This is a genomic window from Amycolatopsis sp. cmx-4-83, from assembly GCF_046548815.1.
Lineage (GTDB): Bacteria > Actinomycetota > Actinomycetes > Mycobacteriales > Pseudonocardiaceae > Amycolatopsis > Amycolatopsis pretoriensis_A.
The window spans coordinates 58399-75936 of the sequence record NZ_JAEBEF010000025.1 but is presented as its reverse complement, the minus strand read 5'-3'; the positions used below and the strand labels follow the sequence as shown (position 1 = coordinate 75936).

Sequence of the window (17538 nt, the reverse complement as noted above, 5' to 3'; positions counted from 1 at the left end):
CCCCCCCCGCCCCCCCCCCCCCCCCCGCCCCCGCGACCCGCGCCCCAACCCTGCCGGCGCCGGCCGCCACCCCGACCCACCACATCCCTGCGAGCCGCGCCCTGCCGGCCGCCGCCACGCCGACCAACCACCCACCGGCCACGCCCCAGCGAGCGGCACCGCCCTCTCCACCCAACCCCGCACCACCGCGGCCGCCCGCATCCGAATCCCCTCCCTCCAGAAGGCGGTGAAGCCGTGAAAGCCTGGGAAGATCTCGTCGGCACCGCACTGCTCGGCACCCGCCGGCGCACCCTCGACCTCTCCACCCAGCCCGCCGCAGTCCGGCCGCTCGCCGAAGACCGCGACGACCCCGCCGAACAGCTCCTGGCCGCCGCGGCCGTGCTCACCACCTACCGGCGGGCCGGGCGACCGCCGCTGCACGACGTGCGGCCCTTGCCCGTCGCCGCCGCCGACGAGCGGCCCTTCGTGCCGGCGCTCGCGAGGGAACGGCTGGTCCGGCTGCTCGCCGCCAGCCATCCCGATCTGCTCCTCGAGTGGCTCGGCATCGTCGCCGGCACGCACTACCGCGTCCCGCCCGAAACCCTGCCGCTGCTCGCCGAAGCCGCGCGGACCAAAGCCGCGCTGCGGGGGCCGCTCGTCGCGGTCGCCGGGCCCGTCGGGGCCTGGCTCGGGCAGCGGAACCCGGACTGGTCCTTCCTCGCCGCGCCCGCGGAAACCGGGTCTTCCCGCGACATCTGGCAGTACGGCAGCCTCGCCCAGCGCCGCCGCTGGCTGGCCGCCAAGCTGGCCGACGCACCCGGCGAAGCCCGCGAAGCCCTCGCCGGTTCCTGGAAGAGCGAGCCCGCCGACATCCGCTCGGACTTCCTCGGGGTGCTCGCCGCGCACGTGCGGCCCGACGACGAAGCCTTCCTCGAAGCCGCGCTGTCCGACCGGGCGGCCGGCGTCCGGGAGCGAGCCGCCGAGCTGCTCGGGCGGCTGCCCGGCACCCGGTACGGCGAACGCATGGCCGAACGGCTGCGCCCGCTGGTCCGCCGCCGGAACCGGGTGCTCGAAATCGCGCTGCCGCAAGGTGAACGCGGGGAAGGCACCGTCCGGTTGCGCACCCTCGTCGCGGCCGCGCCCCTGGCCTTCTGGACCGAGTTCGGGCCGCCCGCCGAGGTGGTGCGGATGAGCGTCGAGGGATGCCCGGCCGCCGTGCTGCGCGACTCCTGGGCCACCGCCGCGGTCCGGCAAGGCGACGAGACCTGGGCGAAGGCGCTGATCGGCGCCGACCCCGGCGGGCGCACCACCCCGCCGCTGCTGGGCGTGCTGAGCCCGGCCGGCCAGGCCGCCACGATCGGGCACCTGGTCAGCCGGCTGCCCGTCGAATCGTTCGCGCGGCTGGTGCACGAACTGCCCCGGCCGTGGACGAAGGAGCTCGGCACCGCCCTGCTCGACTGGATCGCCCGCCAGGACGACCACCGCCTGGTCTCGCACGCCGCCGTCGTGATCGCCCGGGCGGTCCCGGCGCAGTGCCTGCGCCACCCGCTCGCCACCACCCGCCTGACCATGGACGCCGGGCCTTGGCGCCGGGCGCTCACCGAAACGCTGAACTTCCGCCGCGAAATGTACGAGGAGCTCGCATGACCGCCCCCGCCACCGTCCTCCGGCCGCACGCCGAGCAGGACTACGCCGCCGAGCTGGCCGCGCTGGCCGCCGCCGACGACCGGGCGAAGCCGCCGAACTGGCTCCTCTCGCCCTGGGCCGTCGTCGAATACCTGCTCGGCGGCACCCTGCCGGACGGCACCGTGCTCACGCCGAAGTACGTCGGCCCCCGCCGGCTGGTCGAGGTCGCCGTCGCCACCCTGGCCACCGACCGCGCGCTGCTGCTGCTCGGCGTGCCGGGCACGGCGAAGACGTGGGTGTCCGAACACCTGTCCGCCGCGATCAGCGGCGACTCGACGCTGCTGGTGCAGGGCACCGCGGGCACGTCCGAGGAGTCGATCCGCTACGGCTGGAACTACGCCCGGCTGATCGCCGAGGGCCCGAGCACCGCCGCGCTCGTGGAAAGCCCGCTGCTGCACGCGATGCGGGACGGGAAGCTGGCCCGGCTCGAGGAGCTGACCCGCATCCCGGCCGACGTCCAGGACTCGCTGATCACGATCCTGTCCGAGAAGACGCTGCCGATCCCCGAACTGGGCACCGAGGTGCAGGCGCGGCCGGGCTTCAACCTGATCGCCACGGCGAACAACCGCGACAAGGGCGTCAACGAGCTGTCGAGCGCGCTGCGGCGGCGGTTCAACACGGTCGTGCTGCCGCTGCCGGACAGCGCCGACGCGGAGGTCGAGATCGTCAGCAGGCGGGTCGCGGAGCTCGGCAAGTCGCTGCAGCTGCCCACCGAGGCCGCCGAGCTGGCCGAGATCCGCCGGGTGGTCACGGTGTTCCGCGAGCTGCGCTCCGGCCGCACCGAAGACGGCCGCACGGCGGTGAAATCCCCGTCCGGCACGCTCTCGACCGCCGAGGCCATCAGCGTGCTCACCGGCGGGCTCGCGCTGGCGGCGCACTTCGGTGACGGCGTGCTGCGCCCGCACGACGTCGCGGCCGGCATCCACGGCGCGGTGGTCAAGGACCCGGTGGCCGACCGCGCGATCTGGATCGAGTACCTGGAGACGGTGGTCCGCGAGCGCGACGGCTGGGCCGACTTCTACCGGGCCGGCCAGGAGATTTCGTGACGGCGACCCATCTGCTCGGCATCCGCCACCACGGTCCGGGGTCCGCCAGGGCCGTCGCGGCGCGGCTCGCCGAACTCGAGCCCGACGTCGTGCTGATCGAGGGTCCGCCCGAAGCCGACGTCCTGGTCGAACTGACCGAAGACCTGGCGATGGCGCCGCCGGTCGCGCTGCTGGCGTACGCGACCGACGACGTCTCGCGCGCCGCGTTCTGGCCGTTCGCCGTCTTCAGCCCGGAATGGCAGGCGCTCGCTTACGCGCGCGAAGCCGGGATCCCGGTGCGGTTCTGCGACCTCCCGGCCGCGCACACGTTCGCCGCGGGGCCGGACGAGCACGCCGGCCCGCCCGGCGACCCGCTGGCGGAGCTGGCCGCGGCCGGCGGCTACGACGACCCGGAACGCTGGTGGGACGACGTCGTCGAGTCCCGGCGTAACGACGAGAACCCGTTCGAGGTGATCGCCGAGGCGATGACCGCGCTGCGGGAGGACGAGAAACCGCCGCAGGGCAACGAAGCGCGGCGCGAGGCGTACATGCGCTCGGTGCTGCGCCGCACCCGCAAGGAGGGGTTCGACAACATCGCCGTGGTCTGCGGGGCCTGGCACGTCCCCGCGCTGACCGACCCGCTGCCACCGGCGTCGCACGACCAGGCCGTCCTCAAAGGACTGCCGAAGCGCAAGGTCGCGTGCACCTGGGTGCCGTGGACGCACGGGCGTCTGGCCACCGCGAGCGGGTACGGCGCCGGGGTGCGGTCGCCGGGCTGGTACCACCACCTGTTCACCACGGCCGAAGACGTCACCACGCGCTGGCTGACCGGCGTCGCCGGGGTGCTGCGGGAGGAGGACCTGCCGGTCTCGACCGCGCACGTCATCGAGGCCGTCCGGCTGGCCGAGGCGCTCGCGGCGCTGCGCGGGCGGTCCTCGGCCGGGCTCGCCGAGGTCACCGAAGCCACCCGGTCCGTGCTGTGCGGCGGGGACGAGGTGCAGGTCGAGCTCGTGACGCGGCGGCTGGTGGTCGGCGAACGGCTCGGCGAGGTCCCCGAGCGGGTGCCGCAGCCGCCGCTGGCCGCGGACCTGACCGCGACGGCGAAACGCCTGCGGCTCAAGAAGGATCCGATCGTCAAGGAGCTCGACCTCGACCTGCGCACTCCCGGCGGGCTCGACCGCTCGAAGCTGCTGCACCGGCTGCGGATCCTCGGCATCGAGTGGGGCAGCCGGGAGGCGTCGGCGCGGCGGAACAAGGGCACGTTCCGGGAAACCTGGGCGCTGGCCTGGGAACCGTCGTTCGAGGTCGACCTCGTCGCGGCGGCGGTGCACGGCACCACCGTGCCGTCGGCGGCCACGGCCGCGGTCCGCGGCACCGTCGAGGGCACGCCCCCGCTGGACGAGGTCACCACGGCCGTCGAGAACTGCCTGCTCGCCGACCTGCCCGAGGCGTTGCCCGAGGCGCTCGCGGCGCTCGACGCCAGGGCGGCGGCCGACGCGGACGTCGCGCGGCTGATGTCGGCGCTGCCCGCGCTGGCCAGGGCGACCCGCTACGGGAACGTCCGCGGCACCGACACCGCGGCGCTGCGCGCGGTCGCCGACCGCATGCTCGACCGGATCTGCGCGGGCCTGCCCCCGGCGACGCACGGCATCGACGACGACGCCGCGGCCCGGCTGGCCGCGCTGGTCGACGCCGTGCACGACGCGACGTCGTTGCTGGGCGACGACGCCAAGGAACGCTGGCTGGCGGCGCTGGCCCGGCTCGCGGAGCGGCCGTCGCTGCCGCCGCTGCTGGCCGGGCGGCTCACCCGGATCCTGCACGACAGCGGCCTGCTCGACGCGTTCGACATCGAGCTGCGGCTGGGCCGGGCGCTGACGCCGGGCATCACGCCCGCGGCGGGGGCGGCGTACGTCGAAGGCTTCTTCGACGGCGGCGCGCTGCTGCTGGTGCACGACGAAGGCCTGCTGCGGGTGATCGACGCGTGGCTCGCGGGGATCCCGCCGGAGGTCTTCACCGAGGTGCTTCCGTTGCTGCGCCGGACGTTCGGCGCGTTCAGCGGGCCCGAGAAACGGGCCATCGGGCACCGGGCGGCCGGCCTGACCGGCCCCGCCCGGCTCGCGCCGGTGGCCGACGAACTGGACGAGGACCGGGCGGAGCGCGTGCTGCCCGTGCTGGCGACACTGCTGGGGGTGGGCGCGTGAACGCGGAGACCGACGACCGGCTGCGGCGCTGGCGGCTGGTGCTGGGCGGCGAGGGCGCCGGGCCCGGCTCCGGGCTGGCCGACACCCAGCTGTCCGATGAGGACAGTGGCGTCGACCAGGTGCTGGCCGCCCTCTACGACAAGCCGGACGAGGAAACCGCGGGCGGCACGCGCGGGGCCAACCTCGGCGCGTCGGCACCGCGGGTCGCGCGCTGGCTGGGCGACATCCGCCGCTACTTCCCCAGCACGGTGGTCCAGGTGATGCAGCGCGACGCCGTCGACCGGCTCGGGCTCACCCGGATGCTGCTCGAAAAGGAGCTGCTGTCGGCGGTCGAGCCCGACGTGCACCTGGTCGGCACGCTGCTGTCGCTGAACGGCGTGCTGCCCGAGGAGACGAAGGAGACCGCGCGCGAGGTCGTCCGCAAGGTGGTCCAGGAGCTGGAGGAGCGGCTCGCCGAGCGCACCCGCGCGGCGATCAAGGGCGCGCTGGACAAGGCTTCGCGCACCCACCGGCCCCGCCCGGGTGATGTCGACTGGGCCCGCACGATCCACGCGAACCTCAAGCACTACTCCCCCGAGCTGCGCACGATCGTGCCGGAACGCCTGATCGGGTTCGGCCGGCGGCAGCAGGCGGTGCAGCGGGACGTGATCCTGGCCGTCGACCAGTCGGGCTCGATGGCGGAGTCGGTGGTGTACTCCGGGCTGTTCGGCGCGGTGCTGGCCTCGATGCGGGCGCTGCGGACGTCGTTCGTCGCGTTCGACACCGAGGTGGCGGACCTGACCGAGCACCTGGCCGACCCGGTCGACGTCCTGTTCGGCACCCAGCTGGGCGGCGGCACCGACATCAACCGGGCGATCGCGTACTGCGAGGGCCTGGTCGAGCGCCCGGAGCGCACGCTGCTGGTGCTGATCAGCGACCTCTACGAAGGCGGCAACGAGGACGAGCTGCTGCACCGCGTCGGCGAGCTGGTGAACGCCGGGGTCCAGGTGGTGACGCTGCTGGCTCTGTCCGACTCGGGCGCGCCGTCGTACGACCACGAGAACGCGGCGGCGCTGGCCGAGCTGGGCGTCCCGGCCTTCGCGTGCACCCCGGACCAGTTCCCGGAACTGATGGCCGCCGCCATCCGCGGCGATGACCTGCAAGGGTGGGTGGCGCGCGAGACCAGCTGAGTCGCGGAATCAAACCGACCCGGCCGATGTTGAGCAGGGTGTGGGACGGTTCCCACGGGAAGGACGGTCACCATGAAGGTCCGCAGCTCGATCCGCTCGCTGGCCCGCCAGCAGGGCGCCCAGGTCATCCGCCGCGGCAACCGGGTGTTCGTGATCAACAAGGACAACCCGCGCGCCAAGGCGCGTCAGGGCTGAGCCGCGCTCGCCGTCGTGCGGGTGCCGAACCGCATCACGCCGTCGTCGAGCCGGTTGAGCCGCATGTCCGCCAGATCGAGCAAGTAGTTCTGGCGCATCATCCAGGGCCGCTTCCCACCCTGCTTCGGCAGGCCGGAAGCGGCCCGTTTGACGTACCCGGACTGCAGGTCCACGATCGGGCGCGGCCGGCCCGCCGCGGAAGCCGAGGCCTCGTCCGGCACGCAGTAGGCGAAGCCGTGGCGGTCCAGGTGCGCGAGCAGCCGGCACACGTACTGGGACGTCAGGTCGGCCCGCAGTGTCCACGAGTTGTTCGTGTAGCCCACGCACCACGCCAGGTTCGGGACGCCGCCGAACATCATGCCCTTGTACACCCGCTGGTCGCCGGGGGAAATCGCGCGTCCGTCGACCGCCAGCTCGATCCCGCCGAACGCCACCAGGCGCAGGCCCGTCGCCGTCACGATGAGGTCCGCCGGCACCGTGCGCCCCGACGTCAGCTCCACGCCGGACGCGGTGAACCGCGCGATCCCGTCCGTCACGATGTCCGCCTTGCCCGACCGCAGCGCCTTGAACAGGTCGGCGTCCGGGACCAGGCACAGCCGCTGGTCCCACGGGTCGTACGACGGCACGAAGTGCGGGTCCACCGGGATCGACGCCGGCAGCTGCGCCGCCACGCGTTTGCGCAACGCCAGCGATGACCGCTCGGGGAGCCGGCGCATCAGCTGGAAGAACAGCGTGCCCATGACCACGTTCTTGCCGCGCACCACCCGGTGCGCGAGCTTCTCCGGCAGCAGCGCGCGGATCCGGTCGGCGAGCGCGTCGGAGCCCGGGCGCGCCACGATGTACGACGGCGACCGCTGCAGCATCGTCACGTGCGCGGCGCGGGAAGCCAGCGCCGGGACGAGCGTCACCGCCGTCGCGCCGCTGCCGATCACCACGACCCGCTTGCCCGTGTGGTCCAACGACGCGGGCCAGTGCTGCGGGTGCACGATCTCCCCCGCGAACTCCGCCCGGCCCGGGAAGTCGACGACGTGCCCGGATTCGTAGGAGTAGTAACCACTGCACAGGTACAGGAACCGGCACGTGAAGGTGGCGCCGTGCGCCGTCGAAACCGTCCACCGCGCCGACGCTGACGACCAGGACGCCCGCACCACCCGGTGCCCGAAGCGGATCCGGTCGGCGATCCCGTGCGCGGCCGCCGTTTCGCGGATGTAGGCCAGGATCGACGGCCCGTCCGCGATCGCCTTCGGGTCCTTCCACGGCCGGAACGGGTAGCCGAGGGTGAACATGTCCGAATCGGACCGGATGCCCGGGTAGCGGAAGAGATCCCAGGTGCCGCCGATGGTGTCGCGCGCTTCGAGCACCGCGTACGTCTTGCCCGGCAGCCGCTCCTGGAGCCGGCACGCCGCACCGATGCCGGACAAGCCGGCCCCCACGATCAGGACGTCGACGTGTTCGGCACCGGTCATGGTTCGCAGCGTAACCGGGGTCCTACAACCGCACGACCGTCGTCGCGCCGAACGTGCCCTTCAGCGGCACCGTCACGGTCTTGCCGTGCACGGTCACCGTGACGCTGTCCTGCGTCTGGGTCGGGTCCGACACCGCGAGCTGACGCCGCCCGACCGCCACCGACGCGGGCCCGGACGCGCTGACACCGTCGACCGAGCCGGCCGCGAAGAAGTTCGCCAGCAGCGTGTCGCCGGTCTGGACGGCCTGGACCGCCGCGGTGTTGACCCGCACGCGCCACGCCCAGGACGCCGCCAGGGTGCCGAGCATCGACGCACCCGGCAGCACGGCGTACGCGTAGGTCGCGCCGGCGGGCTGCACGCCGTGCTCCAGGACCAGCTTCTGGTAGCGGCGCGTGTTCGGCGTCGTGGTGCCCTTGGTGTTGGCGCCGGTGTCGATGTCGCGCCACGCGCCGGTCCGGTCCTCGCGCAACGCCGTCACCGAAGCGCCGTCCAGGACCACGTACCCGCCGACGTCTTCCAGGTGCAGCCAGCGCGGACGACGCAACGCCGACGCTTTGCCGAGGTCGGTCGGAACGCGCCGGCCGTCCGCCAGCAGCACCCCGCGCCCGCCCTCGCCGAGGTTGCGGTTCTCGATCGTGGTGCGCACCGCGTGGTCCGAGGTGCTGGTGATGCCGGCGCCGAGGCACAGGATCCCGGCCGGGGTGAAGAACCACGACTTCTTCGCGACCAGCGAGCCGTCCCACGACTTGAAGTCGAACGCGTAGGCACCGGTGTGCGCGTCCCAGCGGACGCCGCCGGTGTGCCGGTTCGGCCCGACCGGCACGCCGCCGAACGCCGGGTCCACCGGGCCGTCGTTCTCCGTCGTGCCCGGCAGCAGCAGCGGGTCCACCGTCGGCCAGTAGGCGTCGGTGTAGTGGCCCTTGGCGTTCGGGAGGAACGTGTAGAGCACGCCGTCGCCGACGTGGTAGCCCTTGAGGTTCTGCCCGTTGATGGCTTCGTAGCGGGAAATCCGCGCCGAGCTGACGCCGAGGGAGGCCGACCAGTCCTCGGTGACGTGCACCAGGCGGTCCTGCTGACCGAAGATCCGGTGCGTGGCCGTGACCCGCGCCGGGCGCGCGCCCGAGGCCAGCATGTCCTGGGCGAACTCGATCCCCGGCGTCGCCACGAGGTCCGGGCCGGGCGCGAACCGCTCGGGGTCCGGGATCTTCAGGAACGGGGCGTACGCGCCTTCCTTGATCCACTTCGCGGCGAGCGCGTTCAGGTCGGTCTTCGTCTTGCCGGACGCCGTCCGCGCCAGCACGAGGGTCGCGACGGTGAGCTGGTGGCCGATGTCGTGGCCGGTCTCGCCCTGCCGCGACAGCATCCGCCCGCGCACCGGTTCCATCAGCGCGCCCGCGTAGACGAACGGCGCGAAACTGTCCGCCACCAGTGCGTAGATCTTGTCCTTCAACGGCTGCGGGAGCGCGTACTCGGTGCCCTGCGTGACGTGGATGGCGCCGGCGAGCGCGGTGAGCAGCACGATGCCGTAGTGCCCGGGGTACGGGATGGTGTCGTGCTGGATGAACGAGCCGTCGACGTGGAAGCCGTCGCCCGCCGCGCGGTCCAGCTTCGCCACGACGCTCGCCGCGCCCCCGCCGGCGACGTCGGTGAGCGCGTCGAGGCCGGTCCTGATCCAGGCCGCGTCGCCGAGCATCGCGCCGGCCACGATCGAGATCAGCGCCTTGTCCGCGCGGTTGGCCCCGGTTTCGACGACGGACGCGTTGTTCGCGCGCACGTTCGGGTTCCCGACGAACCGCTTGACCGGCGCGAGGTAGCGGGCGAGCTCGTCCGCGGTGAGCTGGTCGGCGACGACCGAAAGCGTGTGCAGCAGGTAGTACGGGATGCCGATTTCGTAGGTGTACCAGTTGCCGATCTCGCCGACGTTCTCGTTGTACTGACTGGCGTGGATCAGCTCGAGCGCGGCCTTGATCCGGTCGAGCACCGCCGGGTCGCCGGCCAGCGCGCCGCCGGGCGTGCCCCAGTCGACGGCGATCGCGCGCAGCCGGGCGTACATCGACGTCGTGTAGTCGCTGCCCGGGCCGAGCGGCAGGTCCGTCCACAGTGGAGCACCACCCCCGGCCACGGAAAGGCTTGCGTGGTAGGCCTTGGCGACGCGGCCCAGGTTGGCCAGCGCCTCGGCGCGTTCCGGCGACGGCCGGTTGATGCCGGTCTGCAGCTGCCGGTAGGCGGCCACGATCGGCGCGGTCGCGGCGGGCACCCCGCCCGCGGCCGGTGCGGCCACCGCCGAGGCGAAGGCAGGACGGGTGAGGAACACGGTGGAAGCGGCCACCAGGGCGCCGCCGCGCAGGGCGTTTCTCCGGTTCACGGGCATGACGATGCCTCCCAGTGAGGGGGAACGGAATTCGGTTGTGCGGCGGCGTGGTGGAGCATCACCCCGCACTTTCACGTGAAAGTGCGGGGCCCAGGTCGGCACTTTCACGTGAAAGTGCGGGTCAGCGGGTGCCGTCGGTGCGGCGGGGCAGCTGCCAGGGGTTGGCCTCCTGCAGGGGTTCGGGCAGCAGCGCGTCCGGGAAGCCCTGCCAGGCGATCGGGCGCAGGAACCGGTCGATCGCCGCGGTGCCGACCGAGGTCGTCGTCGGGGCGGTCGTGGCCGGGTACGGGCCGCCGTGCTGCTGGGCCCAGCTCACCGTGACGCCGGTGGGCCAGTCGTTCCACAGCAGCCGGCCGGCGATGCGGGCCAGCGGGGGCAGCACCGGCCGGAGCCAGTCCGCGTCGGACTCCTCGCCGTGGATCGTGGCCGTGAGCCCCGGTTCGACGACGTCGAGCAGGCTCAGCAGCTCGGCCTGGTCGACGTAGGTGACGATCAGCGACGCCGGGCCGAAGCACTCTTCGTGCACGGCGGGGCCGCCCTCGAGGAACTGCTTGCCGGTCGTGGCCAGCAGCGTCGGCGTGAACGACGGCGACTCCGAAGCCGCCGAAGACACGACGTCGACGCCCGGCACCTCGCGCAGGGCCGCGAGCTTCGCCTCGTACCCGGCCGCGATGCGGTCGTTGAGCATCGGCTGGGCCGCGGCACCCTCGAGCGCCGAACGCAGCGTCTCGGTCAGGCCGTGGTCCTCGGGCAGGAACAGCAGGCCCGGCTTCGTGCAGAACTGCCCGGCGCCGAGCGTGAACGACCCGGCGTAGCCCTTGGCGACGGCTTCCCCGCGCGCGGCGATCGCGGCCTCGGTCACCACGACCGGGTTGACGCTGCCGAGCTCGCCGTAGAACGGGATCGGCCGCGGCCGCGCGTTCGCGATGTCGAACAGCGCGCGCCCGCCGGGGATGGAGCCGGTGAACGACGCCGCCTCGATGCGCGGGTCCTTCAGCGCCGTGACACCTTCGTCCTGGCCGAAGATGACGTCGAAGATGCCCTCGGGCGCGCCGGCGCCGACCAGGGCTTCGCGCACGATCCGGCCGGTCAGCGCGGACAGCTCCGGGTGCCCCGGGTGCGCCTTGAGCACCACCGGGCAGCCCGCGGCCAGCGCGGCCGCCGTGTCGCCGCCGGCGACGCTGAACGCGAACGGGAAGTTGCTGGCCGCGAACACCAGCACCGGGCCGACGGCGGTCTTCACGCGGCGGATGTCCGGCCGCGGGCCCATCGGCCAGTCCGGGTCGGCGTGGTCGACGGCCGCGCCGAGGAACTCGCCGTCGGTGAGGACCTCGCCGAACAGGCGCAGCTGGAACGTCGTGCGCTTCAGCTCGCCGGCCAGCCGCGGGGTCGCCGGGAGGTGGGTTTCGGCGTGGGCCAGCGGGACGAGCTCGTCCGCGGCGGCGTCGAGCGCGTCGGCGGCCGCGACCAGCCAGCGGGACCGTTCGGCCGGGGTGGCCGCGGCGGCGGGACGGGCGGCCGCGGCGGCTCCCGCGAGGATCTTCTCGAGCGTGGCGGCGTCGGTGGCCTGGCTCATGGGTGGAACAGCTCCTCAGTTCTCGTGGGCGGCGGCGGTGGCCGAGCCCAGGTCGCCCCAGCGACCCGGACCGGCCAGTCCGAGGTGGTACAGGTGCAGCTCCGCGGCGCCCGCCTTGGCCAGCTCGCCGGCGTACGCGGCGATGTCCGGCACTCCGGCGGCGGCGACCGCGGTGATGTAGCTGCCGATCGCGACCCGCTCGGGCAACGCCTCGCGAGCCGCGGCGACGGCTTCGGCACCCGTGGCGGGCACCCAGCCGAACAATACGACCGCGTCGACCTCGTCCGCAGCGGACGGCGTCAGCCCGGGCAGCGCGCCGGTGGCCCACGGGTCGAGGGCACCGTGCAACACGATCCGGATCCCCGTCGGCAGCGTCGCCAAAACCGCGGCCCGCAGGGCGTCGGTGGCTTCCTGCCGAACCCGCAGGAGCATCGAGGTCAGCGATGGCGGCAGACCGTCGGCCGTGACGCCGAGGTCACCGGTCGCGATCAAGCGCCGGACCTCCTCGACGAGCTGAGCCCGAACGGTGTCCGCGTCGACGTCCCACGAAGACGCGCAGGCGTCGCAGCAGCAGATCGACAGCAGCCGGGCCACCGCGGGCGCCCACACACCGTCGGTCTTCTCGTGCTGGTGCTGGTGCACCGCGCCGAGCGGGCCGCAGGCTTCGAGGATCACCGACGCCAGGTCCAGCCCGGCGACAGCCTCCGCGGTCAGCTTCGCCGCGTACTCGCGCACCGCGGGCTGCGACGGGCACAGCGCCCACGGGTACCGCTCGCCGAAGCAGTTGCGGACCACGACGTCCGGGTGCTCGTAGCCGAGCTGGGAGTTGTGGGTCAGCACGAGCCACGCGGCGGCCGGGATCCCGGCCTCGTTGAGCAGCCGGACGGCGTCGCCCCCGGAGTCCTCCGAAGCCACCCAGTCCGGAGTGGACGGACGCAGCGCACCCCACCCGTCGGAAACCGGGCGGTAGAACGCCGCGTGCCGCGCCACCACAGCCGTCCGCGAAGCCGACCACGGCGTCGCCGCGCGAGCACTGTGGTACGACAGCGCAACGGCCACCTCGTCGACCCCCAGATCTCGGACGCGCGAAGCGAACCCGGACTCCAGGACGTCCCACGGGTAGGCGTATCCCGTCACCTTCACCGCGTCACCACCTCGCCGTGTTGGGCTCGAACCCGGCGACGTACTTGCGCATGTAGGTGACGTCGTCCCGCTTGGTCAGTCCACATCGGACGTAGTTCTCGTGCAGCCGCGCCAAGGCGTCCTCGTCCAGCCGCACACCGAGTCCCGGCGTCGTCGGCACCGCGACGGCACCCTCGCGGAACTCCAGCACGCCCGGCTCGATGACGTCCTCGACCTTCCACGGCCAATGCGTGTCGCAGGCGTAGGTCAGGTGCGGGGTCGCCGCGGCGACCTGCACCATCGCGGCCAGGCTGATCCCGAGGTGGCTGTTGGAGTGCATCGACAGGCCGACGCCGAAGCTCTCGCACGTCGTCGACAGCGACTGCGTCGCGCGCAGGCCGCCCCAGAAGTGGTGGTCCGACAGCAGGACACCGATCGCGCGCGCCCGGAAGCCCGGGTCGATGTCGCCGAAGTTGACCACGCACATGTTGGTGGCCAGCGGCATCGACGCCTCGGCGGCCACCTGGGCCATGCCCTCGATGCCCGGCGTCGGGTCTTCGAGGTACTCCAGGACGCCGTCCAGTTCGGCGGCGACCCGGATGCCGGTCTCAGGAGTCCACGCGCCGTTCGGGTCGATCCGCAGCGGGTGCCCCGGGAACGCCTCGGCCAGCGCACGGATCCCGTCGACTTCCCGCGCCGGCTCGAAAACCCCGCCCTTGAGCTTGATCGAGCGGAAGCCGTACTCGTCGATCATCCGCTTCGCCGAGCCCACCAGGGTTTCCGGCGTGGTGATCTCGCCCCAGGTGTCTTCGCGGCCGTCGACGTGCTTGCCGTACTTGTAGAACAGGTACGCGGAGAACTCCACGGCGTCCCGTGCCTTGCCACCGAGCAGGTCGGTGATCGGCCGGCCGAGGTACTGGCCCTGCGCGTCCAGGCAGGCGACCTCGAACAGCGAATACACGCTCGCCACGGTCTTGCGGATGGAGAACCCGCCGATCAGCCCGTGCGCGTCGGTCAGCACCGTGTCCGACAACGCCCGCGCGACCAGCCGCTGCAGGCCGGGCAGGTCGAAGACGTCGTGGCCGCGCAGCTGCGGCAGCACCTTGCGCACCTCGCCGAGGAACGCGGAATCGCCGTAGGACTCGCCGAGCCCGACGATCCCGTCCTCGCACTTCACCTGCACGACGCTGCGCAGCGCGAACGGCTCGTGCACGCCCATCACGTTGAGCAGCGGCGGGTCGGCGAACGCGACCGGCGTCAGCACCACATCGAGGATCTTCATCAGCCCAGCGCCTTCAGCGTGACGAAGCCGTCCTCCACGATCTTCTCGAGCCGGTGGACCTGCTCCGGCGTCGGCTCGACCAGCGGCGGGCGGACCGGCCCGACCTTGTCGCCGCGCAGCCGGGCGGCGGCCTTCACCAGCGAGACGGCGAAGCCGGGCGTCTCGTCCCGCAGCGCCACCAGCGGCAGGTAGAACCCGGTCAGCAGCGCGTCCATCACGCGGGTGTCGCCCTCGCCGAGCGCGCGGTGGAAGCGGTGCGCGATCTCCGGCGCGAAGCAGTGCACCGCCGAGGAGTACCGGGCGACGCCGATCGAGGCGTACGCCTTGGCCGAGACCTCCGCGGTCGGCAAGCCGTTGAAGAACAGGAACTTCCGCGACCGCTCGGTGTCCAGCGCGCGGATGGTGGTGACGATCCGGGTCATCACCTCGACGTCGCCGTAGCCGTCCTTGAGGCCCACGATCGAGGGGATGTCGAGCAGCGCCGCCGCGGTCTGCGCGGTGTACACGCCGGTGCCGCGGTGGTAGACGATCACCGGCACCGACGAGTCGCCCACGGCGTAGCGGACGAAGTCGACCAGGCCCGACGGCGGCCCGGTGACCAGGTACGGCGGCAGCAGCAGGACGCCGTCGGCACCCCCGGCCTCGGCGAGGGCGATGCCCGCCCGCGCCGAGGCGGCACCCCCGCCCGCACCCACCCAGACCGGAACGCGGCCCGCGGCGACCTCACGGGTCTTCGCGAGCACAGCGGCGTGCTCGGCCGGCGACAGGGAGCTGAATTCACCCGTGCCGCACGCGACGAACAGGGCGCCGGCGCCCGCCGCGATGTGGCTCTCCACGTTCTCCGCGAGCGCGTCGAGGTTGACCTCGAGGTCCTCGGTGAACGGGGTGAGGGGGAAGGCCAGCAGGCCGTCCAGCGCGATCTCGGTCTGTGCCATCTGTTTTCTGCTCTCCGTTTGTCGGGTGCGGCCGGGGGTGGACCGGCGCCGGTCAAGCGGGCACGGTCGTGCCTTCCTTGGTGCGATCGACGTCGTCGTCGACGTTCACGGTGTCGACGATCTCATCGGCGACCGCGCTGCGCTCGGGCGCGAGCAGTCCGAGACCGACGTACAGGGCCAGCGAAACCAGGATCGGCGTGGCGATCAGCACCGTCTGGTTCGCGTTGAAGACGTAGTAGCAGAGCGCGTAGTCGATCAGGCCGCCCGCCCAGGACACCAGCGCCGCGCGCGGGCCGCACTTGCGGAACCACGGCAGCATGCCCAGCAGCAGCGGGATCGAGATCGGGCCCATCAGCGCGGCGACCCAGTTGACGACGATCTGCAGCACCCCGCCGAGGTTCTGCGCCTGGGTGGCCACCAGCATGGTCAGCGCGACGAAGATCACCGTGGTGATCCGGGCGGCCTTCAGGCCCTGGGTGTCCGTCCACTGCCGGGTGCGGCGGAACATCGCCGGGATCATGTCCCGGGTGATCACCGCGGAGATCGCATTGGCGTCGGAGGAGACCATCGCCATGGTGTGGGAGAAGATGCCGGCCAGCACCAGGCCGATCAGGCCCGGCGGCAGGAACGTCGTGGTCATGATCGCGTAGGACTGCGTCGGGTCCTTGATGCCGGGGATCAGCAGCGGCGCCGCGAACATCGGGAACATCAGCACCAGCGGCCACAACAGGTACAGCGCGGACGAAAGGCGCGCGCCGCGCTTGGCTTCCTGGGTGTTCGGCGCGGCCATGTACCGCTGCGCCAGGTTCCACATGCCTCCGTTGTACTCCAGCGTCTTCACCAGCACGTAGACGAGCAGGAAGATGGTGGTGTACTTGGACGTCACGGGGTTGACGTGGTTTTCGGGCAGCTTGTCCCACATCGTCCAGAGCGCGGAGATGCCGCCGAGCTTGCCGAGCACTACGACGATCATCACGATCGCCGCGATGGCCTGGATGACGAACTGGCCGAAGTCGGTGAGCGCGTCGGCCCAGAGCCCGCCGATGGTGCAGTAGACGAGGGTGACCGCGCCGGTGATGAGGATGCCGAGGTTGTAGTCCAGCCCGGCGAAGACGTGCAGCAGCGTGGCGACGGCGAACCACTTGGCGGCGATGTCGAAGATCTTCAGCAGGCTGCCGCTCCAGGCCAGCGCCTGCTGCGTCGGCACGTTGTACCGCTTGGCCAGGTACTCCAGCGGCGAGGCGACGCCGAGCTTCGAGCGCAACCGGTTCCAGCGGGCGGCGAACAGCCAGCTGCCGATGCCCACGCCGATGCCGATGCTGGCGAAGCCCCAGAAGTACACGGTGACGCCGCTGGTGTACGCGACGCCCGCGTACGCGACGAAGAGCACGGCGCTGTAGCCGGACATGTGGTGCGAGATCCCGGCCAGCCACCAGGGCATCTTGCCGCCGGCCGTGAAGAAGTCCTTCACGTCGCTGACCCGTTTGTGCGACCACCAGCCGATCACGATCATCAGCGCGAAGTACGCGCAGACCATCGTCCAGTCGAGTGCGTGCACCGCAGGCTCCTTTCCGCGTCCACGATGATGCGGTCTCGAAGGAGATGTTCACATCCATGAACGGAGTCTGTTATAGTGATTATGTTCATCCATAAGAACGTTGTTCGGGACGCTAATATGGCCGGAGTCACAAGTCAACGGCCGGACGGAGGAGCACAAATGCCGCAGAAGGTGGACAACCCGGTAGCGGCCGAAGGCGCTCCCGCCGAGTCGTCGGGGGTGAAGTCCGCGCGCCGGGCCGTCGACCTCATCGAGACGTTCGCGGCGAACGACGTCTGGCTGTCGCTGTCCGACCTGCACGCGCGCACGGGCTTTCCGCGCTCGTCGCTGCACGGCCTGCTGCGGACGCTGCTGGAAGCGGGCTGGCTGGAGGCCGACACCAACACCGCCCGCTACCGCCTCGGCGTCCGCGCGCTGATCTGCGGCACGGCGTACCTGGACCGCGACGCCGTCGTCCCGTTCGCGACCGAGGCGCTCGAGCGCATCCGGGAGAAGACCGGTTTCACCGCACACTTCGCGCGACGCAACGGCACCGAGGTCGTCTACCTGGAGACGCGCGAGTCGCAGCGCTCCACGCACCTCGTCTCCCGCGTCGGGCGCACGCTGCCCACGCACGCGACCGCGCTGGGCAAGGCGCTGCTGGCCGAGCTGACGCAGGAGGAGATCGAGTCGCTGATGCCGGCGACGTTGACGCCGCTGACACCGAACACGATCACCACGCTCGAGGGCCTGCACGCCGAGTGCGCCGCTACGCGCGAGCGCGGGTACGCGGCCGAGGTCGAGGAGGGCACGCTGGGCGTCCGGTGCGTCGCCGCGGTGATCCCCTACCGGATCCCGGGCACGGACGCGATCAGCTGCTCGATGCCGATCTCCCAGGTGAGCGACGCCGACGCCCGTCGCGTCGGCGAGCTGCTCGCCGAAACCACCGCCGAGCTCGGGCAGCAGCTGCGCCGGGCCGGGATTCGCTGACCGC

13 protein-coding genes are annotated in these 17538 nt (G+C 72.4%); 6 read left to right on the top strand and 7 right to left on the bottom strand.

Going from position 1 to position 17538, the window contains the following annotated elements:
• The first annotated feature begins 234 nt into the window (after nucleotides 1–234).
• The 5 genes from ACLJQM_RS47765 (at nucleotide 235) to rpmJ (ending at nucleotide 6255) form a co-directional block, all read left to right on the top strand.
• Nucleotides 235–1626, top strand: a complete 1392-nt coding sequence (locus ACLJQM_RS47765) for a DUF5691 domain-containing protein (protein ID WP_410636620.1) — start codon at nucleotides 235–237, stop codon at nucleotides 1624–1626.
• Nucleotides 1623–2711, top strand: a complete 1089-nt coding sequence (locus ACLJQM_RS47760; RefSeq protein WP_247021648.1) for an ATP-binding protein — start codon at nucleotides 1623–1625, stop codon at nucleotides 2709–2711. Before ACLJQM_RS47765 ends, ACLJQM_RS47760 begins: the two co-directional genes overlap by 4 nt.
• Entirely contained in the window at nucleotides 2708–4891 is a 2184-nt protein-coding gene (locus ACLJQM_RS47755) for a DUF5682 family protein (RefSeq protein WP_410636619.1), read from the top strand. Before ACLJQM_RS47760 ends, ACLJQM_RS47755 begins: the two co-directional genes overlap by 4 nt.
• Nucleotides 4888–6060 (top strand): VWA domain-containing protein, encoded by a 1173-nt coding sequence (locus ACLJQM_RS47750; RefSeq protein WP_410636618.1) that lies wholly within the window; start codon nucleotides 4888–4890, stop codon nucleotides 6058–6060. Before ACLJQM_RS47755 ends, ACLJQM_RS47750 begins: the two co-directional genes overlap by 4 nt.
• 72 nt (nucleotides 6061–6132) lie before the next feature.
• On the top strand, nucleotides 6133–6255 hold the full coding sequence (gene rpmJ / locus ACLJQM_RS47745; RefSeq protein ID WP_247021642.1) for a 50S ribosomal protein L36: 123 nt from the start codon (nucleotides 6133–6135) through the stop codon (nucleotides 6253–6255).
• On the opposite strand, the gene ACLJQM_RS47740 is transcribed toward rpmJ, so the two are convergent.
• The 7 genes from ACLJQM_RS47740 to ACLJQM_RS47710 form a co-directional block, all read right to left on the bottom strand.
• Entirely contained in the window at nucleotides 6246–7721 is a 1476-nt protein-coding gene (locus tag ACLJQM_RS47740; protein WP_410636617.1) for a flavin-containing monooxygenase, read from the bottom strand. The genes rpmJ and ACLJQM_RS47740 overlap by 10 nt on opposite strands.
• Nucleotides 7722–7743: 22 nt before the next feature.
• Entirely contained in the window at nucleotides 7744–10092 is a 2349-nt protein-coding gene (locus ACLJQM_RS47735) for a polysaccharide lyase 8 family protein (protein WP_410636616.1), read from the bottom strand.
• Between the two features lie 121 nt (nucleotides 10093–10213).
• On the bottom strand, nucleotides 10214–11668 hold the full coding sequence (locus tag ACLJQM_RS47730) for an aldehyde dehydrogenase (NADP(+)) (RefSeq protein WP_410636615.1): 1455 nt from the start codon (nucleotides 11666–11668) through the stop codon (nucleotides 10214–10216).
• A gap of 15 nt (nucleotides 11669–11683) precedes the next feature.
• The gene (locus ACLJQM_RS47725; RefSeq protein WP_410636614.1) at nucleotides 11684–12811 is read right to left on the bottom strand and encodes a hypothetical protein; all 1128 of its coding nucleotides are present in this window, start codon (nucleotides 12809–12811) and stop codon (nucleotides 11684–11686) included.
• A 4-nt stretch (nucleotides 12812–12815) separates the two neighbouring features.
• Nucleotides 12816–14072: a glucarate dehydratase family protein gene (locus ACLJQM_RS47720; RefSeq protein WP_410636613.1), complete on the bottom strand. Its 1257-nt coding sequence runs from the start codon at nucleotides 14070–14072 to the stop codon at nucleotides 12816–12818.
• The gene (locus ACLJQM_RS47715; RefSeq protein ID WP_410636612.1) at nucleotides 14072–15007 is read right to left on the bottom strand and encodes a 5-dehydro-4-deoxyglucarate dehydratase; all 936 of its coding nucleotides are present in this window, start codon (nucleotides 15005–15007) and stop codon (nucleotides 14072–14074) included. Before ACLJQM_RS47715 ends, ACLJQM_RS47720 begins: the two co-directional genes overlap by 1 nt.
• Before the next feature lie 52 nt (nucleotides 15008–15059).
• A complete protein-coding gene (locus tag ACLJQM_RS47710; RefSeq protein ID WP_247021630.1) occupies nucleotides 15060–16565 on the bottom strand; it encodes a sodium:solute symporter family protein in 1506 nt (501 codons plus the stop codon).
• A 159-nt stretch (nucleotides 16566–16724) separates the two neighbouring features.
• Here ACLJQM_RS47710 and ACLJQM_RS47705 point away from each other — a divergent pair, with 159 nt between their 5' ends.
• The gene (locus ACLJQM_RS47705; protein ID WP_360771900.1) at nucleotides 16725–17534 is read left to right on the top strand and encodes an IclR family transcriptional regulator; all 810 of its coding nucleotides are present in this window, start codon (nucleotides 16725–16727) and stop codon (nucleotides 17532–17534) included.
• Nucleotides 17535–17538 lie beyond the last annotated feature (4 nt).

Excerpts from the sequence above, each read along its gene's own strand:
- ACLJQM_RS47760 (WP_247021648.1), top strand. The coding sequence starts at position 1,623 with ATGACCGCCCCCGCCACCGTCCTCCGGCCGCACGCCGAGCAGGACTAC.
- rpmJ (WP_247021642.1), top strand. The coding sequence starts at position 6,133 with ATGAAGGTCCGCAGCTCGATCCGCTCGCTGGCCCGCCAGCAGGGCGCC.
- ACLJQM_RS47740 (WP_410636617.1), bottom strand. The coding sequence starts at position 7,721 with ATGACCGGTGCCGAACACGTCGACGTCCTGATCGTGGGGGCCGGCTTG.
- ACLJQM_RS47735 (WP_410636616.1), bottom strand. The coding sequence starts at position 10,092 with ATGCCCGTGAACCGGAGAAACGCCCTGCGCGGCGGCGCCCTGGTGGCC.
- ACLJQM_RS47730 (WP_410636615.1), bottom strand. The coding sequence starts at position 11,668 with ATGAGCCAGGCCACCGACGCCGCCACGCTCGAGAAGATCCTCGCGGGA.
- ACLJQM_RS47720 (WP_410636613.1), bottom strand. The coding sequence starts at position 14,072 with ATGAAGATCCTCGATGTGGTGCTGACGCCGGTCGCGTTCGCCGACCCG.
- ACLJQM_RS47715 (WP_410636612.1), bottom strand. The coding sequence starts at position 15,007 with ATGGCACAGACCGAGATCGCGCTGGACGGCCTGCTGGCCTTCCCCCTC.
- ACLJQM_RS47705 (WP_360771900.1), top strand. The coding sequence starts at position 16,725 with ATGCCGCAGAAGGTGGACAACCCGGTAGCGGCCGAAGGCGCTCCCGCC.